Source organism: Acetobacterium wieringae (genome assembly GCF_001766835.1).
Taxonomy (GTDB): domain Bacteria; phylum Bacillota; class Clostridia; order Eubacteriales; family Eubacteriaceae; genus Acetobacterium; species Acetobacterium wieringae.
This window is the reverse complement of sequence record NZ_LKEU01000027.1, coordinates 203,514-228,545: the sequence shown is the minus strand read 5'-3', so window position 1 is coordinate 228,545 and position 25,032 is coordinate 203,514. Positions and strand designations below refer to the sequence as shown.

Annotated in this window: 19 protein-coding genes and 1 pseudogene; 12 read left to right on the top strand and 8 right to left on the bottom strand. The window is 45.7% G+C overall.

All coding sequences use genetic code 11. The features are described from left to right. Nucleotides 1-50 precede the first annotated feature (50 nt). Complete coding sequence (locus ACWI_RS07890; protein WP_070370882.1) at nt 51-1,379, bottom strand: HAD hydrolase family protein; 1,329 nt, start codon at nt 1,377-1,379, stop codon at nt 51-53. 211 nt (nt 1,380-1,590) lie between these two features. On the opposite strand from ACWI_RS07890, the gene ACWI_RS07885 reads away from it, so the two are divergent. Both ACWI_RS07885 and ACWI_RS07880 read left to right on the top strand, forming a co-directional pair. After that, nucleotides 1,591-2,055 (top strand): MarR family winged helix-turn-helix transcriptional regulator, encoded by a 465-nt coding sequence (locus ACWI_RS07885; protein WP_423230191.1) that lies wholly within the window; start codon nt 1,591-1,593, stop codon nt 2,053-2,055. 15 nt (nt 2,056-2,070) lie between these two features. Then, nucleotides 2,071-2,457: an FMN-binding protein gene (locus tag ACWI_RS07880; RefSeq protein WP_070370881.1), complete on the top strand. Its 387-nt coding sequence runs from the start codon at nt 2,071-2,073 to the stop codon at nt 2,455-2,457. 111 nt (nt 2,458-2,568) lie between these two features. Here the strand turns inward: ACWI_RS07880 and ACWI_RS07875 are convergent, their stop codons facing one another. The 6 genes from ACWI_RS07875 to ACWI_RS07850 form a co-directional block, all read right to left on the bottom strand. Then, nucleotides 2,569-3,909 carry an MFS transporter gene (locus ACWI_RS07875; protein WP_070370880.1) on the bottom strand — a complete coding sequence of 447 codons (1,341 nt, stop codon included), beginning with the start codon at nt 3,907-3,909 and terminating at the stop codon, nt 2,569-2,571. A 144-nt stretch (nt 3,910-4,053) separates the two neighbouring features. Then, nucleotides 4,054-6,966: a response regulator gene (locus ACWI_RS07870; RefSeq protein WP_070370879.1), complete on the bottom strand. Its 2,913-nt coding sequence runs from the start codon at nt 6,964-6,966 to the stop codon at nt 4,054-4,056. Continuing rightward, the gene (locus ACWI_RS07865) at nt 6,963-8,063 is read right to left on the bottom strand and encodes an HD domain-containing phosphohydrolase (RefSeq protein WP_070370878.1); all 1,101 of its coding nucleotides are present in this window, start codon (nt 8,061-8,063) and stop codon (nt 6,963-6,965) included. The genes ACWI_RS07870 and ACWI_RS07865 overlap by 4 nt, the downstream gene beginning before the upstream one ends. Nucleotides 8,064-8,331: 268 nt before the next feature. Further along, nucleotides 8,332-9,267: a serine O-acetyltransferase EpsC gene (epsC, locus tag ACWI_RS07860; RefSeq protein WP_070370877.1), complete on the bottom strand. Its 936-nt coding sequence runs from the start codon at nt 9,265-9,267 to the stop codon at nt 8,332-8,334. A 179-nt stretch (nt 9,268-9,446) separates the two neighbouring features. Continuing rightward, a complete protein-coding gene (locus ACWI_RS07855; RefSeq protein ID WP_070370876.1) occupies nt 9,447-10,583 on the bottom strand; it encodes a baeRF3 domain-containing protein in 1,137 nt (378 codons plus the stop codon). Nucleotides 10,584-10,689: 106 nt separating this feature from the next. Further along, on the bottom strand, nt 10,690-11,487 hold the full coding sequence (locus ACWI_RS07850) for a chemotaxis protein CheW (RefSeq protein WP_070370875.1): 798 nt from the start codon (nt 11,485-11,487) through the stop codon (nt 10,690-10,692). Between the two features lie 468 nt (nt 11,488-11,955). On the opposite strand from ACWI_RS07850, the gene ACWI_RS07845 reads away from it, so the two are divergent. From ACWI_RS07845 to ACWI_RS07800, 10 genes and pseudogenes are all read left to right on the top strand, one after another. Then, nucleotides 11,956-13,350, top strand: a complete 1,395-nt coding sequence (locus ACWI_RS07845; RefSeq protein ID WP_070370874.1) for an aspartate ammonia-lyase — start codon at nt 11,956-11,958, stop codon at nt 13,348-13,350. A gap of 29 nt (nt 13,351-13,379) precedes the next feature. Beyond that, a complete protein-coding gene (gene hydF, locus ACWI_RS07840) occupies nt 13,380-14,630 on the top strand; it encodes a [FeFe] hydrogenase H-cluster maturation GTPase HydF (protein WP_207648647.1) in 1,251 nt (416 codons plus the stop codon). 406 nt (nt 14,631-15,036) lie between these two features. Beyond that, a pseudogene (locus ACWI_RS07835) lies at nt 15,037-16,049 on the top strand (FecCD family ABC transporter permease). Then, complete coding sequence (locus ACWI_RS07830; protein ID WP_070370873.1) at nt 16,046-16,822, top strand: ABC transporter ATP-binding protein; 777 nt, start codon at nt 16,046-16,048, stop codon at nt 16,820-16,822. The pseudogene ACWI_RS07835 and the gene ACWI_RS07830 overlap by 4 nt, the downstream one beginning before the upstream one ends. A 113-nt stretch (nt 16,823-16,935) precedes the next feature. After that, nucleotides 16,936-18,018 carry an ABC transporter substrate-binding protein gene (locus ACWI_RS07825; protein ID WP_070370872.1) on the top strand — a complete coding sequence of 361 codons (1,083 nt, stop codon included), beginning with the start codon at nt 16,936-16,938 and terminating at the stop codon, nt 18,016-18,018. Nucleotides 18,019-18,128: 110 nt separating this feature from the next. Continuing rightward, nucleotides 18,129-18,818, top strand: a complete 690-nt coding sequence (locus ACWI_RS07820) for a GTP-binding protein (RefSeq protein ID WP_070370871.1) — start codon at nt 18,129-18,131, stop codon at nt 18,816-18,818. Next, the gene (locus ACWI_RS07815) at nt 18,818-19,840 is read left to right on the top strand and encodes an ATP-binding cassette domain-containing protein (RefSeq protein ID WP_070371034.1); all 1,023 of its coding nucleotides are present in this window, start codon (nt 18,818-18,820) and stop codon (nt 19,838-19,840) included. Before ACWI_RS07820 ends, ACWI_RS07815 begins: the two co-directional genes overlap by 1 nt. A 12-nt stretch (nt 19,841-19,852) precedes the next feature. Beyond that, nucleotides 19,853-20,629 carry a DUF364 domain-containing protein gene (locus tag ACWI_RS07810; protein ID WP_070370870.1) on the top strand — a complete coding sequence of 259 codons (777 nt, stop codon included), beginning with the start codon at nt 19,853-19,855 and terminating at the stop codon, nt 20,627-20,629. Then, complete coding sequence (locus ACWI_RS07805; RefSeq protein ID WP_070370869.1) at nt 20,626-21,327, top strand: methyltransferase; 702 nt, start codon at nt 20,626-20,628, stop codon at nt 21,325-21,327. Before ACWI_RS07810 ends, ACWI_RS07805 begins: the two co-directional genes overlap by 4 nt. Further along, the gene (locus ACWI_RS07800) at nt 21,328-21,861 is read left to right on the top strand and encodes a nucleoside-triphosphatase (protein WP_070370868.1); all 534 of its coding nucleotides are present in this window, start codon (nt 21,328-21,330) and stop codon (nt 21,859-21,861) included. On the opposite strand, the gene ACWI_RS07795 is transcribed toward ACWI_RS07800, so the two are convergent. Beyond that, entirely contained in the window at nt 21,848-24,937 is a 3,090-nt protein-coding gene (locus ACWI_RS07795; protein WP_084633571.1) for an EAL domain-containing protein, read from the bottom strand. The genes ACWI_RS07800 and ACWI_RS07795 overlap by 14 nt on opposite strands. Between the last annotated feature and the right edge of the window lie 95 nt (nt 24,938-25,032).

Sequence of the window (25,032 nt, the reverse complement as noted above, 5' to 3'; positions counted from 1 at the left end):
CATATACAAGATGTGGTGTCAAACCCCTTGTCACCTGCAAACGGTTATCATTATTTAAAGCTCCCCGGTTTGGCATAAAAATGGCGACTGATGGTCTTGACCACTGCATCATCGTCATTCGCTCCTATCTGCGGCCAGCCCATTTCTTTTAGTTCGATGGATGCATTTTCAACCACATAAGCAAAATCGGCGGCTTCCAGCATCGCTGCATTCCTGATGTCATTGCCAAACGCAATCACTTTATCGGTAGCATATCGGGCTTTCATATCCATGATGGCATTTTTCACCGAGGCTTCCCGGCTGGTTATTTCGAGAAAGTAATAGCCCGGATGTTGATCATCCGGATAGCACTCAACATTAACCGCTGACGCAATTTCCAGCTTCATGATGGCCGCTTTAACCTGGACGATCGTCGCCTTCTGATCCACTGCCATAATCGATAAAACGCTTTGATCATTTGGCACCTCGCCGCACACATAGCTCTGTTCCGGGAGTCGCTTTTTGGAATGATAGATTTTTTCCTCCACCGGATTAATAAGCCTGGTGTAATAAACATGGAGAACATCATTGATGATGGTGTGGGTAAAACAATTCAGCTCCCGTTTTTCAAAAACATCAATCAGTTGCTTGGCCACTTCCGGATTCATTTTCTTGCAGCTTAAATAACTTCGTTTTTGCAGATCATACCAAACCGCCCCATTCATCATGATAACGGGAACCTTTATTTCTACGCCTTCCAGCAGGGGCAGCAGGGTTTCGGCACTTCTGGTCGTGGCAATGGTAATCAAAGCGCCCTGGCGGATCATGGTGTTTAGTTTTATTCTGGAGTAACTGCTGATTTCAACCTGGGAATTCAACAAGGAACCATCCAGATTGGTGACAAAGAGCGTTTTTCTGTTTCTGCGCCGGGGCAAGTGAAAAGCATTGACTCCCAATGACACAAAGATTCCGATAAGGGTGTCCACGATCCGGTCAATGGTAAAGATCAGCGGATTCACATCGGCCCCATGGGTCACTGTAATGCTTAAAAAAACCACACAGGTAATATAAGATGCCGTTGGTTTTTTGATGGCGACTGTAAAATAAATGAGCGGGATAACGCACAAGGATACCACCAGATATTGCAGCATCGGCATATCCACCGGGATGAAGCTCCGCTCAAAAATAAGCAATCCCAACCCCATCGCCCCACCGATAAAGGTACCCAGGGTTCGATTCATGGCTACCTTAAAGCTATTGGAAACATAGGGCTGCATGCATAAAATCGCCGCAATCGCCGAATAGAAGGGGGAGCCTTGCTCGCCTCTTAATAAATAGATTAAGAAGCAGAGATAAACCGCTATAAATGTTTTAAAAATTCGCATTCCTACTTTTGGCATAACCTTCTCCTCTTTCTGATGCCTGTCTATAATAACACACATTTGAAATTTTCTGCCGCTTAAATTTCTGCAAACCCTTTCAAATACAGATACCCCTTAACTTTTTTCAGAAACAGATTAATTTTTCTAAAAAGTATTGACAGATAAAAAAAGGTAATGTATTATCAATTAAGGTAATGTATTACCTTAATTGATAAGTGGAGGTTATATTTTGGACAATATGGATTCAATGCCCGATCAAAAATTCATCTTTGGCGGTGTCCAAGTCGTCGCCAACCAGATGGACACCCTGTTGGAACGGGAACTGAAAGAATACAACTTGACAACCAAGCAATGGCTGCTGACCATTGTGGTGCAGAATATTTTTGATCACGACCCAACCCTTAAGGAAGTAGCAAAAAGCATGGGCAGTTCCCATCAGAATGTCAAACAGGTGGCGCTTAAACTGGAACAAAAAGGCTTTGTTGTGATGGAAAAAGATCCCCATGACGCCCGGATCACCCGGATTAAGCTAACCGATGCGGTTGATTCGTTTGGCACAGAAAGTCAGCAGAAATCAGAAATCTTTACCGAAAAATTATTTGATGGTATATCTGACGAAGAACTGGCAATGACCCGGACGGTTATTGAAAAATTGCTGGCCAACCTGGAAAAAATGGACCAGGAATCAAAATAACAGGAGGAAAAGCAGATGAAAAAAGCAATAATTATTCTTCTCAGTATTCTGGGGGTATTGGTACTGGTCGGCGCCGGTGGCGTTTTTTACATCACCAACGGCCTGGAAGCCGGCGAAAATCTGGCGATTAACCCCGTCGATCTGAAAGGAATTGAAGACGGCACCTATACCGGTGTTTATACGGCCGGGCGCTGGAGCAATGAGGTCGCCGTCAGCGTGGCTGATCACCAGATTTCAAACATTGCGGTGGTCAAAACCGTCACCATGGAAAAGCCCGAGGTGACTGATGCCCTTATTCATGCGGTGATCGAAAAACAGAACACCACCGTCGACACCATCAGCAGTGCCACGGTGTCCAGCAAAGCCTATCTCAAGTCGATTGAGAATGCCTTATCCCAGTGATGCCGTTAAAGTTGTCTGATTTTATAAACGTTCTAAAGAAACAAACAGCCTGTTGTCTTTTAATCGACAAGAGGCTGTTTGTTTTTTCACTTATTTTATGATGCCTTAAATTCAAACGGTTGCTTTGTTGATTTCTTCCAGGCTTTTCCCCATCGTTTCCTTACCAAACACCGCTACCACAATGGCCACCACTGCAAATACGAGGGTCAGAGTAATAAATACATTGGTATAGCCGATTTCGGTGCCATAGTAATTATAGATTACCGGCACAATAAAGGGAGCCGAAAAAGCGCCAATCCGTCCAAATGCGGCGGCCCAGCCAGAACCGGTCGCTCTGAAAAAGGTCGGATAAACTTCTGGCGTATAGGCATAAACACAGCCCCAGGCACCCAGACTGAAAAAATAAAGCATTGAACCATAGATCAGAATCTGTTCCACACTGCCAGCATGGCCAAATAGCCAGGCCGCCAGTGCCGTTCCGGCAAAATAAATGGCCAGCACTTTTTTTCGGCCAACTTTCTCAATCAGATACGCCGCACTGAAATATCCCGGCAACTGGGCCAGACACATGATCAGGGTAAATTCAAAACTTTTTGTCAGGGTGAAGCCTTTTGCCACCAATAGTGACGGCGTCCACAAAACAAAACCATAGTAACCAAAATTGATCCCAAACCAGATCACCCATAATACAATGGTAGATTTTATATAGGGCTTGGACCATAAATCTAAAAATGATGCCTTGATATGACTAAGTTTATCAACTTCAGTAGACTCAACCTGACTGGTAATATTGGCCTGTTTTTCCATGGTTACCAGCAATGCTTCGGCTTCAGCGGTTTTTCCCACTGATTCCAGATACCGGGGCGATTCCGGCACGGCCATCCGAAAGAAAGCTGCAAACAGGGCTGGAATACCACCCACTAAAAAGGCCATCCGCCAGCCATAGACGGGAATAAACAAGTAAGCCACAAAGGCGGCAATCAGCCATCCCCAGGCCCAGAAGCTCTCCAGAATAATTACATTTCTGCCCCGCATCCGGGTCGGCGAAAACTCACTGACCAGGGTTGATGCCGCTGGCAACTCCCCACCCAGTCCAAAACCGGTACAAAACCGCAGTACCAATAGCATCGTAAAATTGACGGCAAAACCGGACAGCGCACTGGAGACCCCATAAATAATCAGGGTCCACATAATCACCGTTCGGCGGCCCCACTTATCAGCGGCCATCCCGGACAAACCGGCACCCAAGGCCATCCCCAGCATTCCGATGCTGCCCAGCAACCCGAGCTGACTGGGATCTAACGCCCATTCTTTACCGATGGCTGCCATCACACCGGAAACCATCCCCTGATCCATCGCATCAAACATCCAGCCGATCCCGGTTAACAAAAGAACCTTTTTCAACATTGATGTCATCGGCAGCTGATCAATCCGCGAAGCAATATTTAACATTGTTACCCTCCTCATCATACTTACGTTGTGATTATTATAGCACAACTATTGGTTTTTGCTACAAAATCCCGGTGTGAATTGGAAGAATTTGTTTATCTATATCCCTTATGGTACCCGCTGTTAACTTATCCACCCGCATTGCTCTTAATCGCTTTTTATCATCGTCAGCAATTGTTTCATGGCCTGCGAAAATGCCGGATGAAGACTGGCTATTTCCCTTTCATCACAGCTTTCCAGAGCTTTTTGCAAGGCCTTGGCCACTTCAAAAAGTTTCCTGGCGCCGATACTGCCAGAACTGCTTTTAACCTTATGAACCATTTGGGCGGCTTCCTGATAGCGCCGGTTTTTGATAGCGAGCGCCAGTTTTTCAACCACTTCCTGATTTTCAGTGAAATAGGCTGCCAGTACCTCCTGATAGAGCGCCTGATTGTTCCCCATATAACGGAGCCCCTCTGCCCGATCAAGAACCGCAACCCCATCTGCCCTTTCCTTGTTCTGATCACTGTCCGGGTGCTTGGACTCTTTTGAAGTAGCTGTTTCGACGCTGATAATTTTGCTGATGGTTTCCACAAATTGTTCGGGATCAAAGGGCTTGCTGATGTAGTGATGAATCCCGCATGATTCGCACTTTTCCTTTACCCCCTCAATCACATCAGCGGTCATGGCGACAATTGGAATATCCGCCGAGAGCGTTCTGATTTGCTCCGACGCTTCATAACCATTAAGTACTGGCATGTGCAAATCCATCAGGATTAAATCAATATCACTGCGGTGCGCCTTAAAGAGCTCTACCCCTTCCTGTCCGTCATTACCCAGCCAAACCCGGAAACCGACTGGTTCCAACAGTGATTTGGCAATCAGCTGATTGGTTTTGTTGTCTTCCACCACCAGGATACCATAGTTATTATCCAGGATATCCTTATTAAAGGTTTCCTGTTTAAACTCCTGATTGGCGACAATTGCTTTGGTTCTAAAAATCTCCAAAATCCCATTATATAAAACTGAGGGGATGATCGGTTTGCCAATGCCAATGTCAACCCCCTGGGTATCGAGTTGGTCAAACAAGTCTTCCCGCATCATCGGCAATAGCATAATAACCTTGGGCTTTTTCAGGATTTTCTTGTTTTCCTGGATCATTTCAACAAATTTAAAGCCCCCACCACTTGGCGTATCGTAATCCAGAATCAGCAGATCAAAGGGCTCCGTAAATTTGCCATTTTCCAGTTCCAGCATGCTGATGGCACTGACCGACGAGGTGGTCAGCTCGCAATGCATTCCAAAAGCCCCGAGATAACTGTCAATTATATTCATATTTGACCCGGTTTTTTCCAGTACCAGGGTCTTTATATCATTGAAATAAAGTGACGAAACCTGCTGCTGATATTCCTGTTCGCTCTGCTGATCTTTTTCCAGAGACAATTCGACAATAAAGGTTGATCCTTCACCTGCAGTGCTGTAAACTTCAATCTCGCCCTTCATCATATCCACCAGACTTTTTACAATCGAAAGCCCCAGCCCGGTCCCCCCAAAACGGCGGTTAATGCTGGCATCGCCCTGAGCAAAGGGTTCGAACAGATTTTTTATCTGCTCGTCGGTCATCCCGATGCCGGTATCCCGGACGGTAAAGGCCAGATGATAGTAATTGGATTCCCTGGCCACCAGACGGATATCAAGGGAGACTTCTCCGGTGTTGGTAAATTTGGTGGCATTATTAATCAGGTTCAATAAAATCTGCTCAATCCGTTTGGCATCACCGAAATAACAGTTGGGAATTTTGGGATCCTTGGTCAGTTTAAAACCGATCCGCTGTTCTTCGATTTTATAGGATACGATGTTAATCACATCCTGAATCACCTGATCCAGATTAAAAGAAACCCGCTCCAGCTCGATTTTTCCGGCTTCAATCTTAGAAAAATCAAGAATATCGTTAATAATACTCAGCATCGTATTCGCCGACTGAGTGATCCGATCCAGATACATCTTCTGGGTCAGAGTTACCTGGGTTTTTTTAACCAGATAGGCCATCCCGGTAATCGCATTTAGGGGCGTCCGGATTTCATGGGACATTCGGGCCAGAAAACTGGATTTTATCGTGTTGGCGGCCTCGGCTTCCTGGCGGGCAATTTCCAGATCACACTGAATTTTCTTCCGCGTGTCAATTTCCCGACGGAGCCGTAAAATCCAATAAATCGACACCAGCCAGATCAGAATAATGACCCCACTGACCATCATGACTACCTGATAAACCGGACCATAATCCGGTTCCACATCGGCCCCAACCCACTTGCTGTTAATCGCAATCCGCTCTTCCGGGGTGATGGTCGCCAGGGTTTTATCAATGATGCCAATCAAAACCGGCCAATCGTTGCGTACCGCAAAATATAGGCCCTGCTGTTTTTCGGCTTCGAAGGCGACATACTTCAGATTAGTCAGACCCGTTGAATTGATCAGATAATTGGTGGTCGCCAGATTTCCCACAAAAGCTGTTTCACTGCCATCGGCAACGGCCGTTAAGGCGGCTTCGACCGAGTCGTACAAACTCAGGTTAAGCTGCGGATAGTCTGCCAGATAGCTGTGATGGGAACTGTTTTTTTGAACCGCCACGGTTTGACCGAACAGATCTTCAAGGCTGCTGATTCCCTGGGTGGAATCCCGCACCACAATGACCCGCTTAAAATAATAGTAGGGTTCTGAAAATAAAAAATATTGTTCCCGGGCCGGTGTTTTTGAAACCGCCGGGAGCATATCGACCTCGCCATGAAGGGCTTTTTCATAAGCTTCAGTCCAGGTCAACCCGGGGGTAACCACCATCTCCAAACCGGTTTTTTCACTGATTATTTCCAGATAGTCCGAGGTAATACCCTGATAGGTGCCATCTTTATCAAAAAACTCAAAGGGCACAAACTTGGGGTCGACCCCCAGCCGGATCACCGGATGCTCTTCCATAAACGCCAGTTCTTCAGGGGTCCAGCTAATGGTGTCATCTCGGGCATAACAAAAAGAGGGCCAGCCCAGAATAATGATCAGTATCACCATTACCCTGGCCAAGAGCTTCATGACCAGACCTCAGAATTATCGGTGTCCTGAATGAATTTACGGGAAATCTCAATGACTTTTTCCTGGATTTCCAAAAATCCCATCACAATCTCTGGATCAAAATGTTTGCCGCTTTCACTCCGGATCAGATTGATGCTATAGTCATAATCATAAGCTGGCTTATAAACCCGTTTGCTGGTCAGCGCATCATAGACGTCGATAATCGCCATCAGACGTCCCGGCAGCGGTATCTCTGCTCCCGCTAATCCCCGGGGATATCCACTGCCATCATATTTTTCATGATGGGCCCCGACAATTTCCATGGCCGTTTTGATAAAGCTGGGGACATCCTCATCGCAGTAAATTTCATTTTGCAGGGCATTGACCCCGTAATCCACATGTTTTTTCATGATTGTAAATTCATCCTCGGTAAGTCTTCCCGGTTTTAATAAAATATTATCAGGAATGCCGACCTTGCCGATATCGTGAAGCGGGGTGGTGGTCACCAGTTCCTTGACGTAGTTTTCACTGAGGATATCCTGGTATTTGGGTTTTTCACTTAAATGGTCACAAAGAATTTTCATAATTAATTGGGTACGGATGGTATGTTTGGACGATTCAACATTGCGGACTTCCAACAGCCCGACTAACGCCTGGATGGTGATGTCCCGGGTGGCGGCCACCTCTCTGGTTTTCTTTAACACCATGGCATCCAGCCGTTCATTATCCTGTTCGATCATTTTCTGGATCCGCTTTAATTTGATATGGATGTTAATCCGAATCAGCAACGACTGAAGATTAAGCGGTTTTCTGATATAATCCACCGCTCCTAATTCCAGGCCTTTGACCTCATTGTCGATTTCATCATAATTAGTCAGAATAATGGTACGAAGTTTGCGATATTCCGGATCCTTCTGTAGTGCCTCCAGCACTTCAAATCCGTTCATTCTGGGCATGTTTAAATCAAGAATGACCAAATCAATGTCCGGGTTTTTGGCAATTAATTCCATGGCCTCCAACCCATCACAGGCTGTCAACGTCTGATAATCCGCCAACATGGTACTGATAATCAGCCGATCTGTGGTCGAATCATCCACAATCAATATCTTTGTGCTCATTGTTCCCCCTAAGCTTTTATTATTTACCCAATTCCAGCTATCCTTTGTCCCTTTACGTCCTTTTTTCTTTGTCTTGCTATCTTATACGCTGTTAACATCCAGTATACCCCTTTTACATACCCCCTTTCACTATATTTTAAACGCAGAAAAAGTTTCAAGATAAAAATAATCCTGAAACTTTTTCTGTTTGAGTCAGCTTATAAATATTTTTTATTACTTTGCCATACTGCTTTTTATATGGTACCACTGTTGATATGCGTTATCTCACTTAATCAAAGGCTTCCACTGAAGCTTCTTTAGTGGCCTGCCCAGAAAAAAGCAATTCTGGGGTTTTGATACTAACTTTGGTTCCTTCCGGCACCGATTTTGTAATAAATACATTACTACCAATGACCGATCCTTTGCCGACAACCGTATCGCCACCTAAAATAGAAGCCCCGGAATAAACGGTAACTTCATCCTCCAGACAGGGATGACGCCGGATACCCCGCAGTTTCTGGCCACCCCGGGTAGATAGCGCCCCCAGGGTAACACCCTGATAAATTTTGACATGTTCCCCGATAATCGCCGTTTCACCAATAACCACACCGGTCCCATGATCAATAAAAAAGTATTTACCGATGGTCGCCCCAGGATGGATATCGATCCCGGTAATGTTATGGGCATATTCGCTCATAATCCGGGGGATCAACGGCACTGAAAGTTTATACAACTCATGTGCCAGACGATGAATACTGATGGCAAAAACACCGGGATAGCAGAAGATGATTTCGTCCTTACTCTTTGCCGCCGGATCACCGTCAAAGGCGGCAATAACATCGGTTGCTAAAAACTCCCGAATCTGCGGAATTCTGCTCATAAACTCATCGCAGATTCGTAACGCTTCCTGATGATAATATTCCTCACCCAAATTTTCCTTCCGGCTGGCCTGATGCTTCAAGGCCAGGGTAATCTGCTTGGTTAAGCTCTCAATAATACAGACCAGCAGCTCGCCAATATGATAATCCTGAATTTCTCTACGAAAATTGGTTTTCCCGAAATAACTGGGGAAAACAAGCTGGCGCAAAGCTTTAGTGGTATCAATGATTACCGTACGGTTTGGTAAAAACCCTAAATCATGCGGGGCAATATAGCACTCCTTTCGATAACTTTCTGAAATGTTGTCAACCAATTTACCTATTTTTTCTTTATATTCGTTACTCATTGTGTTCCCTTTCACTTTCGCTTATTTTTACACATCAACCATTTGATAAAATATCTGTTTCTATAAAATTTTCTTTTATTATACTACAAAATCCGACTTAATCCGGAAAAATAATAAGGATTAACCCCTTTAAATATTAGGAGTTAATCCTCAATTAATTTGTTGTTATACTCAAACAATCAGTACCGATACACTGCTGCCAGCTCCCTTTCGGTGGGCATTTCATCTTTGCCCAGGATCAACACCTCACCACCCCGGCTCAGCACCACCTCGGCCATATCATCATAGACATCGCCAACACGGGGATCGGCAATTTCACCCTGCATAACCGTGCCCAGCTGGGGATCAAAGCGGCCGGGATGAACCGTGTTTTCTTCCAGATAGAGGCTGGCGACCTTGCCTTCGACAATGGCCCGGCCAATCTGTATCACATCATCAGACCCCAAATCCTTGGCGTGGGCTTCAGAAAAAGCGGCCATCCGGTCTTTCAATTCTTTTTTAAACCGTTCCTGCATCACATCCTGAACCTTTACATACAGGCTTTTCTTGTCTAAAGCATCGCCATCAATTTTGATGCCCTCATCAATCAGGAAATTATTTTTTGACAGCTTTCTGAATTCACCCTGGTGTTCATCGGGACTAACCAAAATCAGGGGTATTTTTTGTTTTTTGGAATACTGTTCCAGCACAAAGGTATCAACATGCCGGAAGAACTTTTCCTGATCCACCTTGCGCTCATCCTTGGCCCCGCCATGACCGTGATACATGGACTGGTCGCCACCGATGCTGGCCACGGACAGATGGGGGGCGGTTTTTTCAGTTCCCAGCACCCCTTCCATGGTGGCATCCCTGGCATCGACTGGAATTTCGGTAATGCCGTAACGGTCAGCTTCAAACAAAACAAAATTATCCCGGTTCAGCCCCAGCACATGATAATGGCCGTTGGACTGAAAACTGCGTAGCAGAGGTTTTATATAAAAACTGTCTGACACAATCGCCAGGCTTTTAACGTTGACCGGCAGCTTATAAACAATGCACTCTTCTTCATCCCCCAGAATGGCCATACTTTCGGTGGCACCCTCCCAGAACAAAGCATCTTCCTCCATTTCTTTAAACAACGAAAAGAGATCTTTAAAACCTTTGAATTCCTTGTCTTTTAAAGAAGCCTGGGCTTCTTTAACGAGATTCTTAAAACGGATGGGATTTTCCAGACGATCCGGTTTCTTGATATGGGTATCCACATAGATGGAGATCACCGGCCTCTTTCCTTTTTCCATCATCGGATGGGGAAATTCTTTAACGATTTGATAGTTCATCCACAAATCCTCCTCTCTGGTTTATGGAGTATCTACCCGTTTTTTTTATAAAATCACATCGTTTCATTTATCCTCTCAAAGAACTGTTGCCGAAATAGTAATTTTGCTATAAATTAAAAAAATAGTTTTCATCAATAATAAAGACTGGCGTTTGATCTTTTGATCGTTTTCCCAGACCAAGGCTCTCATGGGACTTATGGGTTACTGAATCAAGGGAATTTTCCCGATCTTCCAGAATCGGTTCAATGGCAATGACCCGATCCACCGTCAGACCTATTTCCAGATTTTGTTTTGGATCCTCCAACACGATCGCCAATTCCCGTTTGGATTCTGTAAAATCATTCACCAATGTATCAAACAGTTTGATCATTTGGATTAACTCGTTATTTTTTGCTTTTCTGATCACATCAAAAGCCTTTTCTCGCTCGCCCTGATCCACCAGTTGCCTGACTTCAACGCCCACTTTATGAATCCGCTTATGGGGCGCATCAAATTTTCGCAAAAGATATTCCAGCGTTTGGTCATCGGTTTCAAAATGATCATACCATTTTCCAAAGGCACAGGCGTGAGGATCGGTTGTTAGCTTGAACTCCCGGTTTTCCACAACTGAGTCTTCCAATTCTCTAATCCAATTGATATGATCCTGTTTTCGCTGTCCCAACAGTTCTGTCAATCCGTTAATTTCCTCTGCAACCGACTGAAACCCATAAAATTTTCGCGTATCAATAATCGGCACAATTTTCCCGCGCATGTTCACTGCACCCCGCATGTAGTCGGGCATACCCGGCATCTTTATTAAATTTTCAATTTTAAAAATGGATTTAATATATTGACTGGAAACACCATAGACACCCTGTTCCAGATTAAACAATGCCCATGGGTATGCTGTTTCTAATTCACTCATTGCTGGCCTCCTGACTTCTAGTATGCTTTATTATTATTTATCAAATAATAATTATAAACTAATTAAACTCTATGTTAATTGAACCGGTTTAAATAGTCAAGGAAAAAGTTTGTTAATTCGCATATATAATTCCCTTTAATTCTTCTGCTTATATTTTCTTATTGCTCGATTATTATCTCATCTGGTTGAGCAACAATCAAATCAGGCCGGGTTCACAAAATAATACCCTAACCCGACTTTGACAAAGCTGTCAAACAATGCTAAGATTGCCTTATTAAACTGAAAACGTTATAGTGTTGCTATTATCCTGACCGAAAAGATTTTTTCTGACCGGAAAGGTGCGAAATTGGCAAGTTTATTGATAATGCACGTGTTTGCTTTATTTTTTAAACATCCTGATACAATTGCGCTCTCTTTCCGCCTATTTTTCGGAAAGAGAGCTTTTTTGTATTTGAAAAGAGGGAAAACATGCGAATTGAACATGATTTATTAGGACCGTGTGAAGTACCGGCGGATGCCTATTTTGGTATCCATACGGTGCGGGCTAGGGAGAATTTTCATCTGACCGGCCAGCCGATTCACAAAGAGTTGGTGGCCGCTCTGGTGGTCATCAAGAAAGCGGCAGCGCTGACCAATCTAAGCATTGGCGCCCTGGCGCCTGACAAAGGCGAAGCCATCATCGCCGCCTGTGACGAGATTCTGGCGGGAGCCCTAAGTAACCAGTTTGTGGTGGATTGTCTGCAGGGCGGTGCCGGTACCTCGGCCAATATGAATGTCAACGAGGTGATTGCCAACCGGGCCATTGAACGCCTGGGCGGACAAAAAGGGGATTACCGCCTGATACATCCGCTGGATCACGTCAATCTTCACCAATCGACCAATGATGTCTTTCCGACTGCGGTGCGAATTGCTGCCATCCGGCTGTTAAAACCAGTGACCGAGTCCTTTGCCAACCTGCAGTCGGCCCTTCAGGAACAGGAAGAAGCCTTTTCCCGGATCATCAAAGCCGGGCGAACCCAGCTTCAGGATGCCGTACCAGTAACCCTGGGTCAGGAGTTTGGCGCCTGGGCCCAGGCCATTTCCCGGGATCGCTGGCGGCTTTACAAGGCTGAAGAGCGGCTCCGGCAGGTGAATATCGGTGGTACTGCCGTGGGTACCGGCCTCAATGCCCCCCGGGCCTATATCTTTACGATGATTGAAAAACTTCGGGATCTGACCGGCATCAGCCTGGCCCGAACCGATTACATGATGGATCCGACCCAGAACTGCGATGTCTTTGTGGAAGTTTCAGGACTGTTAAAAACAGCCGCCGTCAATCTTTCAAAAATTGCCAATGATCTACGGCTGCTGTCCTCCGGACCCTACACCGGCCTTGGCGAAATCACCCTGCCGGGAGTTCAGGCCGGATCTTCAATTATGCCCGGCAAGGTCAATCCGGTCATCCCTGAAGCGGTCAATCAGGTTGCCTTTCAGATTATTGCCAATGACACCGCCATCACCCTGGCAGCCATGTCCGGACAGCTGGAGCTTAATGCTTTTTTACCGGTGATTGCCAAAAACCTGTTTGAGGAACTGGATCTGCTCCGTCATGCGCTGCCGCTGTTTAGCAAGCGCTGTATTGCCGGGATCACCGCCAACGAGCAGACCTGTCGGGAACATCTGGAAAACAGCACCGTCATGCTCACCGCTCTGACTGCCATCATCGGCTATGACAAGGGCACCGAAGCAGCCCTGATTTTAAAAGAAACCGGAAAGCCCATCCGGGATATCATTCTCGAAAAAAATTGGATGACCGTTTCGGAGCTCGATGCAGTATTAAAACCGGAACGGCTGACCTCACCCAGCATGGATAAAAAACACTGATCAAAATCTCTGATCGAAAGGAAAAAATTATGAATTTAAATAGTATGAATGAAACCCCGATGTCCAGCCGGATGGCGATTGGCCTTTTTGGCAAACGAAATGCCGGTAAATCCTCTTTGATTAATGCACTGACGGACCAGTCGGTGGCGGTTATTTCGGACGTGGCCGGAACCACCACCGATCCGGTTTATAAAACCATGGAGCTGTTGCCGATCGGCCCGGTGGTCTTTATTGACACCGCCGGTCTGGATGATACCGGCGAACTGGGACTGCTGCGGATTGAAAAAACCTATGAGGTCCTCCGGAAATGCCATTTTGCGATTGTCGTGGCAGATATTGAAACCGGCATCACTGACTTTGAAGAAGAATTCATTGATCAACTGATCAAGCGCAAAATCCCCAGCGTTTTTGTGCTCAACAAGGCCGACAAGGGCTGTCCTGCACCGGAAGAGATCGAAGCCTTGAAAAAATCCCTTAAAATCCCCTTATCCTTTACCAGTGTTTATAATGGCACCGGGATTAAAGCCGTTAAGCAAATGATCATCGACCATGCCAATTATGAAGATGTGGAACCGGCCCTGGTTGGCGATCTGATCGATTCCGGAGATATGGTGGTACTGGTGACCCCAATTGACAAATCGGCCCCCAAGGGTCGGTTGATTCTGCCCCAGCAGCAAACCATCCGGGACATCCTCGAAAAGGATGCGGTGGCGATGATCACCAAGGAGCATGAGCTCAAACACACCCTGGAAAGCCTGAACAAGCCGCCAGCCATTGTCATCACCGACTCCCAGGCCTTCCTGAAGGTCTCGGCCGATACCCCTGCCGATATTCCCCTGACCTCTTTTTCGATCCTGTTTGCCCGACAAAAAACCGATTTGGCCGAAATGGTTCGGGGGATTAAACGGATTGAACAACTGGCCCCCGGGGATAAGGTGCTGATTGTTGAGGGCTGTACCCATCACCGCCAGGCCGATGATATCGGCAAGGTTAAAATCCCCCGCTGGATCCGCCAGATTGCTGGCTGTGATATTGACTTCCATTGGGCCTCCGGGGCCCATTATCCCAAGGATATTGGCGAGTATGCGGTGATTGTCCATTGTGGCGGCTGTATGCTCAACCGTCGGGAAATGCAATACCGGGTTCACACCGCCCGACAAAAAGGGGTTTACATCACCAACTACGGGATGCTGATCGCCTACGTTCAGGGAATCTTAAGCCGGGCGCTGGAGCCTTTCCCAGCAGCCAAACTGGCCCTGGAAGAAAACAATCTAAATTAACACAATTTAAACCCTGATTAAGCATCAGGGTGTGAGGTTGTTGATAAACTGCCGTACCGACCAATTGTTAATCTGTTGTTCGCTGCGGAATCGGACAGGCGATGCCGTGTCCGCTCCGATGCGCACAACATGATGTAACAATTGTCGGTACTGGGTTATCTTTTTTAACAGTCTGAATAGATCCGTTTAGCGGGTCTATTTTTTTTGCATTTTTAACCGCTATCACCGATTTATTTGAATGCTCACATCAAATTGGATCAATGAAGGTTCATTCTTTTTGACACTTGAATATTAGGAAAGTCCGTTTGACACAGAGTAAGACTTTATTGTACAATGTACAAAAATAATCAAAACATAATAAAAACATACTAAACATTTTAAATCGAAACTTATCAAGGAGCCGGTATTGAAACAGTTTAACCGAAATACTTTAATCATTCTCAGTCTGGGCATTATTCTGATTCTTACAATCGTCGTTTCCTTCCGGATTGGTCGATACCCAATTTATACCAATGAGCTGCTGGGCATTCTCTTTTCAAAGCTTATCCCCATCGAACCCTTTTGGACTGAAAAAATTGAAACTGTCTTATTCAATGTCCGCTTACCCCGAATCGCATTGGCCTGCCTGGTCGGTTGTTGTCTATCGGCTGCTGGTGCCGCTTACCAGGGCGTTTTTCAAAATCCCATGGCCGCTCCCGATATCCAGGGGCCTCTGCTGGTGCCGCTTTTGGTGCTGCTCTGGCGATCCTCCATTACGGCAGCAGCTTTATGATCACGATCTCAGCCTTCGGATTCAGTCTGCTAACCGTTGCCCTGGTCTATCTAATCAGCAAAAAAGCCAAGGGCAAAAACATTTTAGCGCTCATTTTGTCCGGCATAATGATCAGTTCGCTGTTCTCGGCCGGTACCTCCTTTATCAAACTCATTGCCGATCCCAGCGATCAACTCCCTGCCATCACCTACTGGCTGATGGGTAGCTTAAACGGTGCCAAAATCAGTGAGGTGACCTTTGTCCTGATTCCCATGGCGCTGGGCCTGATCCCCTTATTATTATTAAGGTGGCGGATGAACGTCCTGACCATGGGTGACGATGAAGCCCGCACCATGGGGGTTAATTCAAACCAAATTCGTTTAATCGTCATTATCTGCGCCACCCTTGTTACTGCTGCCAGCGTGTCGGTCAGCGGCATGATTGGCTGGGTTGGCTTGGTCATTCCCCACTTGACCAGAAAACTGGTGGGGAATAACTTTAATCATCTGATGCCCGCCACGATGCTGTTCGGGGCTATCTTTCTCTTGCTTGTAGATGATGTATCCCGAAATCTGTTCACCACCGAGATCCCCCTGGGGATCTTAACCGCCTTTATTGGTGCCCCCTTTTTCATCTATCTAATTACCAGAACGGAGGAAATCTATTGAGTATTGAAGTCGCAAATCTCAGCTTCAGTTATGGCACGCATCCGATTCTCAAGCACGTCAGTTTTGCCGCTCAGGAAAATCAGTTGTTGTCCATTCTGGGCGCCAACGGTGTCGGCAAAAGCACCCTTTTTCGCTGCATGCTGGGTTTACAAAAAGGGTATTCCGGCCAAATACTCCTTCATGGTAAAAACCTGAATGCCATGAGCATTATGGATATCGCCAAAGCTGTTGCCTATATCCCCCAATCCCACTATCCGTCCTTTAACTACAGTGTCTTCGACATGGTCTTGATGGGCACCACCCATCAGGTCTCGGTGATTTCAAAACCGGGGAAAAAACAGCTGCAACTGGTGGAACAGGCCCTGGAACGGCTGGGGATCAGTCATCTGAAAAAGCGGGGCTATACCCAAATAAGCGGCGGTGAACGCCAGCTGGTGTTGATGGCCCGGGCCCTGGTGCAAAAGGCAAAAATTCTGATTCTGGATGAACCGACCGCCAATTTGGATTATGGCAACCAGATCCGTGTTCTGACCCAGATAAAATCCCTGGCTCAAGAAGGTTACACGATCATCCAATCAACCCATAATCCGGATCAGACCTTTTTATTCTCCGACACGGTGATGGCCATGAAAGATGGTGAAATCGCCGCCTGGGGGCAACCCGGCGACATTTTTACCGAAGAGCTGATTCGCAATCTCTACGCTGCTGAGGTAACCATCAATAGCCTTTATGATGACCGGGTCAGAGTCTGTGTTCCCAAATGTGCCATCTGATTATCTGGTAATCCGCTCTTGGGTCAGCCTCTAGAATTGATTGACACTGACTTTAAACCATTGTCAATGGTTTTGATATAAAGAACATAAACGTCTAAAGAGGAGAAAATGAAATGAAGAAAAAACTTGTAGCCCTATTACTGGTAGTTTGTCTGGTGATGACGATGGCCACCGCCTGCGGCAGCAGCGGATCCGGCACGGCATCAGCAAATGCCACCACCAGCTTTACCGACTCTGCTGGCCGGGTGGTCGAGGTTCCGACCAAAATCACCCGGATTGTCCCTTCCGGGGCGCTGGCGCAGATCGCCCTTTTTGCTTTAGCTCCGGAAATGTTTGTCGGTCTTTCCAGTAAATGGGATGCCACTGCTCAAGAATACATCGACACCCAATACCTGGATCTGCCCGTTTTAGGCCAATTTTATGGCCAGGGTGATTTAAATCTTGAAGAAATTGCCAACGTCGACCCCCAGATTATCATTGATATTGGCGAATCCAAATCCACCATCGTCGAGGATATGGATGGCATTCAGGAACAGGTCGGCATTCCAACCGTTCACATCGAAGCAACCATCGATACCATGGCCGAGGCTTATCGAACCTTAGGGAAACTGCTTGGTAAAGAAAAAGAAGCCGAAGTTCTGGCAAAATACTGTGAGACGGTCAATACCGATACCCAAAATATTATTGATAAAGTTGGTGAAAACGGCAAAGCCAAACTGGTTTACTGTACCGGCGAAGATGGCCTGAGTGTGCTGGCCAAGGGTTCTTTCCATGCTGAAGTAATTGATGCCCTCAGCAATAATGTGGCGGTTGTCAGTGATATTTCCAGCAAAGGCACCGGCAACCCGGTGGATATGGAGCAGCTGATGCTGTGGGATCCGGATGTCATTATTTTTGCCCCCGGCAGTGCTTACAGCGCCGTGGCAACCAGCGAAGCCTGGCAGAATCTTAAGGCCATTAAAAACGGCACTTATTATGAAGTCCCCAATGGCCCCTATAACTGGATGGGCAGCCCGCCATCCGTTAACCGTTTGATGGGGATGATCTGGATGACTCAGTTATTATATCCCGATCAGGCTCAATATGATGGCTATAAAAAAGCCGCTGAATATTACAAATTGTTCTACCACACCGATTTAACCCAGGATCAGTACACTAAACTGGTTGCTAATTCACTGGGTAAAACAGCCAAATAATTCCACCACTGATACGGCAAAGCAGCCACCCCGCTGCTTTGCCGTTTTAAAAAATAAGGGTCTGTGACCCCTTACACGTCATGATAAGCAAAGATAAAGAAGGTAACGAAATGAAATTAATCACCATCGCCGGACCACCCTCCTCCGGCAAGACTGCTGTTATTTTAAAATTGATTGAAGCCTTTAAGATGCCCCAGGGCAGCATTGGCGTGGTCAAATTTGATTGTCTCACCTCCTTCGACAATTTAAGCTATGAGGCCGCCCAGGTTCCCGTTCAAATGGGTTTTTCCGGGAAAACATGTCCCGATCACTATTTTGTCAGCAATATTGAAGACGCTGTTCAATGGGGGATTGAGTCCGGCTTTAAACTGTTGATTACTGAAAGTGCCGGTCTCTGTAACCGCTGCTCCCCTTATATCAACAGCATTGCTTCGATCTGCGTCATTGATAATTTATCCGGGGTCAATACGCCCCGCAAAATCGGTCCGATGTTAAAATTCGCCGACATTGTCGTTGTCACCAAGGGAGATATTGTTTCTCAGGCCGAGCGTGAAGTCTTTGCCTTTAACATCAAACAGGTCAATTTAACCGCCCGGATTATTTTTATCAATGGCATCACCGGCCAGGGGACTTTTATGCTGGCTAAACACCTGAAAAATGCCCTGGAGATTGACACCATCCGGGACATGCGGCTGCGCTTTACCACCCCGGCGGCGGTTTGTTCCTATTGCACCGGCGAAACCCGAATTGGGGAGCCCCACCAGCGGGGCATGCTAAAAAAAATGGAGTTTAAAAAATGATGACTGTTTCCGATTTTATGACTCTTCTGAATAACGACTATCTGGCCCTTGTGATTGAACGCTATCCGATCACCCTGGATTTTCTAGCCAACTATCGGTTAAGCGATCTTGCCACCGATGGGCTGCTGCTTGATGCCCTGGCGGGCGTTGAAGACGAAATTCTGGAGGAATTTGGTCTGGAACCTTATGATCTGCTGCTGAACCTGGCCGTCTTTCTAAGAACGTTTTCCGAAACCCGATCCGCCATTGGTGGGGTCACCTCAATTACTATTAATGGCGGCATCAATAAATTAAAACAGCCGGAAAATATCAGTCTGACCATTTCTGCCGGGGAAGTCATCAGTATTGTCGGTCCCACCGGATCAGGAAAAAGCCGATTACTCAATGACATCGAATGTCTGGCCCAACGGGACACCCCTACCCGGCGTCAGATAATGATTAATAATCAGCCGCTGGATGACACCCAACGTTTTGAAATGGATGGCAAACTGGTGGCCCAGCTTTCCCAGAATATGAATTTTGTGATGGATCTGACGGTCCGGGAATTTCTGGAAATGCACGCTAAATGCCGGTTGTCTCCCAATGTAAATGAGGTGGTGGAAACGTGTTTTTTATGTGCCAATGATCTGGCCGGGGAGACGTTTTCTGATGATACCAAGGTCACCCAGCTCAGCGGCGGACAGTCCCGGGCCCTGATGATTGCCGACACCGCCTACATGAGCGATTCCCCCATTGTTTTAATCGATGAGATTGAAAACGCCGGAATCGATCGCCGGAAGGCCATTATGCTGCTGGCCAAGCGTGAAAAAATCATCTTCGTATCAACCCATGATCCGCTACTGGCACTCAATGCTGACAAACGAATTATTATTAAAAACGGTGGTATTGACCGAATTATTGAAACCTCGACGGAAGAACGGCAAAGCCTGGCGCTGATCGAAAAACTGGATAATCAGCTACTCAAACTGCGAAATCATTTGCGTAGTGGTGATTTGATAACCAAAGAATTAATAAATCTGTAAGGAGAGTCGCTTATGTGGGAATTATACGATGCCCTGATTGATGGCATCCCAGAAAATTATGGAGTTGATGAGTTGATCTGCGGAAAAAAACGGGCCTATGTCCGCAGCGGTAACGGTGTCGGAATCGCATCACCCCGGCTTTGCGAAACCCGGCTACCGATGTTGACAAAAAACATGCTGGGCCTGCCCTTACGGGAGGTTGCCAGCTGTGCAAAATCCTGGAATTTTGTTGAGGCAGCCGTGGGCATTGCGGCTATCAATGCCTATTACAACAACCCCCAAATTGCCCGAGCCAATGGCATTGAATTTTCAGACAAGCCGCGGGTGGAGGATCGTAACTTTGATCCTTTTATTATGTGCCAAAACGATATTAAGGATAAAAAAGTCGCAGTGGTCGGCCATTTCCCCTACATTGAAAAGCTGATGGCACCGGTTTGTGATTTTTCGATTATCGAATGGAACCCGGAGTCTGGTGATTACCCCATCTCGGCCAGTGAATATATCCTACCGGACTGCGACTATGTCTATATTACTTGTGCAGCCCTGCTTGATAAGACCCTACCGCGCTTTCTGGAGCTGTCAAAAAATGCCCGACGCATTACCATTGTTGGGCCCGGAACGCCCCTGGCTCCAGCATTATTTAACTTTGGCGTCGGTGAGCTATCCGGATTTATGGTCAAAGACAATTTGCGGGCCGCCCGGATTGCCGCCGGGGCTGAAAATGTCAAGATTTCTGTCACTGGTCAAAAGGTGGCTTTTAAAAGAGAAGCGAAGGTGAAGACGCAATGAATTTCAGCTGGGATCCGACAACAATTAAATGGTATCAGGACGCCAATGCATACTCGCAATTTTTTAAAAACATTGCCGATTTTATTGCCCCCAGTTTAAACGGCTATACCACTTTATGCGACATTGGTTGTGGACTGGGCCTGATCGATCTGGAATTAAGCAAACATATCGACCATATCACCTGCATTGATATTAATGAATTTGCCCTCAATTCTCTAAAGACAACCATTGCCAAACAAAGAATTACCAATATTGAGCCCCGCCTGCTAAATTGTGATGACATACAAAATACGTGGGATGTCATCTATACCAGCTTTTTTGGCAGTCGTGAACCCGAAAAATTCCTACCCTACTGTCGCAAGCAAATTTCTGTCGTAAATCAAAAGAGCGCCAACCATTCATCAATAGAAAAATATAAATCCTTTCACAAAAACACCTGTGACCTGGTTGCTGCTGCCTTAGATAAGAAAAGCATCCCCTATTCCGTTACTGAAATCACGTTTGAATTTGGCCAGCCACTTGCTTCCTTTGAAGAAGGAAAACAGTTTGTCCGCAAAAACTATCCCAAAGTCACTGAGGCAGATCTGCACCGTTTTCTATCGCAAAATCTGGTTGAAACCAATCAGACTGACTACCCCTTCTACCTTCCCAAAAAGAAATCATTGGGGATTTTTGAAATCGAAGGGAGGTGTCAATAAATGCATATCTTTTTAACCGGCCCGATCCAAGTCGGAAAAAGCACCATTATCCGCCGAACCCTGGGGCAGTTAAATCAGACCTACGGTGGTTTTAAAACTTATTTTGGTCCGGATCGACGTTTTCAAGATCGGTTACTGTATCTAAATGGCGCTGCTGAACCCAAATTTTTCAGCACCGATCACGGTATTGCTATTTTTAAGAAGGATTGTTTACCACAAGTTGATGACGCTCGATTCAATACCGATGGTGTTGCCCTGATCCAGAGAGCCAAAGCCAATGCTACCATGATTATCATGGATGAGTGCGGAAATCTTGAACGCAATGCCCTTACCTTTCAGCGTGAAATTATAAATACCCTGGATGGCGACAAGCCTGTTTTAGGGGTGATAAAATGCGATAGCAACGGTTGGACGGATACGATTCGAAACCACAACAAGGTAACACTAATCACCGTTACCTACGAAAATCGTAATGATCTCCCCGCTTACCTTGTCAATTATTACCTCCAAAGGGGCAGTTTCAAAGACCTCTGATGTTTATTTGCTGTCGTAGCACCGCCTCGATTTCCACTGCCTGCATTGGCTTATGGTAGTAAAAGCCCTGAACCGTATCACAGTGGTTTTCTTTTAGAAAATTGACCTGTTCGATGGTTTCCGCACCTTCAGCAATGACAGCAATGCCTAAATTTTTAGCCAGCTGGATGATCGTATTAACAATGGCCTGATCTTTTTCATTCCCAACAATCCCATCAATAAACTGCTTATCTATTTTTAACTGATCAATCGGCAACAGTTTCAGACGGCTCAGCGAAGAATATTCAGTGCCAAAATCATCAATCGAAATGTAGACCCCTATTTTTTTTAGTCGGTTCAATACCCTAATCACATAGTTGGCTCTGTTGATGGCAATACTCTCAGTCAATTCCAGTTCCAGATATTTGGGTTTCAGCTCTGTTTCTTTGAGTAATTTTTGAATTTGATTGATTAACAGCGGATTGCGAAATTGGGTGGCCGAGACATTTACCGCAATTCGAACATGAGCTAGCCCCATGTCCTGCCAACTTTTATTTTGCAGACAGGCTGTTTTTAATACCCATTCCCCAATGGGATTGATCAGCCCGGTTTGTTCCGCCAGGGGAATAATTACCTTCGGCGGAATCAACCCCAGCTCCGGATGCTGCCATCTCAACAACGCCTCAACGGCAACAATTTTACCGGTTTCCAGAGAAATCTGGGGTTGATAATAAACCCGCAATTCATTATTGTCCAAGGCATGATACAAATGACTGATGAGTTTATTCTTAAATTCTACCTCCTCATATATGGTGTTTGAACACAGTACGTAATTATTTTTGCCCTTATCCTTAGCCTTATACATGGCAATGTCGGCATTCTTAATCAGTTCCTCGGCGGTTTCCCCATCCTTGGGAAAAATAGCAATACCGGCATTAGCCGCAATATAAAATTCCTGGCCGTTGACTATAAAGGGATACTTGAATAAACCAATGATTCGGTTAGCTACCTTTAGCACCTCTTTTTCCCGGGCGATGTTGTTAAGCATAATGACAAATTCATCCCCTTCAAAGCGGCAAACTGTGTCGGTTTTTTTGATCGTTTGGGCCAGCTTCTGGCTGACCTGGATCAGTAATTTGTCCCCTCCTTCATGCCCCATCATATCGTTAACGGTTCTGAAGCTGTCAATATCCAGATAGATGAACCCGATCATCTTTTCGGTTGTCCGGGATACCTCGATTTGTTTTGCGATGCGTTCACCTAACAACAATCGATTTGGTAATCCGGTCAGTTGGTCATAGTAGGCCCGATACCGGATTTCCCGTTCGGACTGAATCTTTGACATCGCATCTGCCAGCAGATTGGCGATGATTTCCAACATATCCGCATAACGATCATCAATGACTGCAACTTCTCGGGACAAACAAAATACTAAAAATCCCCGAACATCGCCCCCCCGGCAGGAAATGGGAATGGCCATGGTTACATTGCTGTTGCCGCATATTTTTTGTTCTTCCTGTTTTTCCCCTGATTGATTCGCTTGCTCAAAACAATGCACCACCTGATTGGCAAGTATCCGCTTAATCCAGGCCGGAGCATTTGCCACCGGCATCTCCTGATGACAATGCTTTTGCGGTTTTAGCCCTTCTCGGCACCATTCATCGGTACAACTGAAATTTGTCTTATCCAGACTGAAAAAGCACAGACAGGCCCGATCCATATCAAAAGCTTCGCCGCTTTTTTCCAGCCATTTATTGGTGATGGTTTCAAAATTCTCACTACTGACCGTCAGGAACTCTGCGGAAATTTGCGCAATCATTTTCTGAATCTTAATTTGCTCGGTATTTTCTTTTAGTCGCTGAACATACAAAGAGTTGACAAAAAAGGCCACCCAGATACCGATACCAAACAATCCAATTCTGACCACATGCTCGTTGCTGTCAATCACCACAATCGCCTGCGGCATGATGATAAAGACCAGAATCTGGGTCAAAAAAATCGACACCGTGATTCCCACGATAGCAATCCGGTTATTAAATACAAGGGCCATAATAATTAAAATAAAGGGAAAAGCCCATACTGTCAGACTGGCTGAGCTGATAAACCGAAGGGTAATCAACGGAATGGCAGCTACCAGTATCACCATAATGATCTTATTCTGATGCTTTCTTAAACGATTGCTCCGCTGGGTAATCTGAATCACCAGCCCAACCAGTAGTAGCAGGCTGCTAAAGCGGAGAATGGCGGTGAGCTCATCGGAGCTGGCCATAAAATACTGGGAAATAATATTCAGCAGACTTCCGGCAATAAAGACCACCGTCAGATAGTTATAGATCTGTTCACGGGTGCGGTTGTTTAAGATCATTTCGTAGGTACTGACGGGTTTCATCTTCACCAGGCCGTATTTTTTGATTGAAAAAAAGATACTCAACGTCACGATATACATAATGTTTGGCAGTATTTGGAGGATTGACATCAGTGAAAACAACTGACTGATGACTTTAAAAACAACTGCTACTGCCAGAGAAACTGAAAAGCACAGCAAAATATAGCGGCCCTGTTTTTTATATTGTGGATTTTTTGTATTTCTGATCCAATCAATCAATAACACCAGCCCTAACAAAATACCACCAAAATAGTATAAATCATACAGCCGATCCCAGCCGTTATTCCCTGGGGTATTGATCCAGCCAAAGGGAGTGTTCGTTAAATTATATTGAATAATTGCTAAGTCCCGTGACAGGGAGAACACATAAATTAAAACTGCTGCCGGTATGTAGATCAAAAAATAAAGCCACCATTGTTTTAACAGCTTGTTGCGCTGGGTTAGCGCCAGAAAATAATGAAACAGCAGCCCCGGAAAGGTCGCCCACCCCAATGCCGATACCCGGCGCCAGAATAAACAGCTTTCCAAATCCGGTGCCGGTACCGCCAGAGCAAATGCGAAAGCCCAAACGCTTAGGAATGTACACAACACAAAAAAAAGACGGTTGCTTTTCTCTTTTGAATTAGTCAAAACAATATTGCTGCCAAAAAAAACATAGCTGCCGCCAATCACAAAAAATATAAATGAAACCAGATACGGTATTATCTCCACAATTGCTCCTTTCCCATGATATGTATTTGATCACAAGAACAAACCATCATTGTTTTTATGCTTTATACCCACAAATATTCAATTTCTACATAATT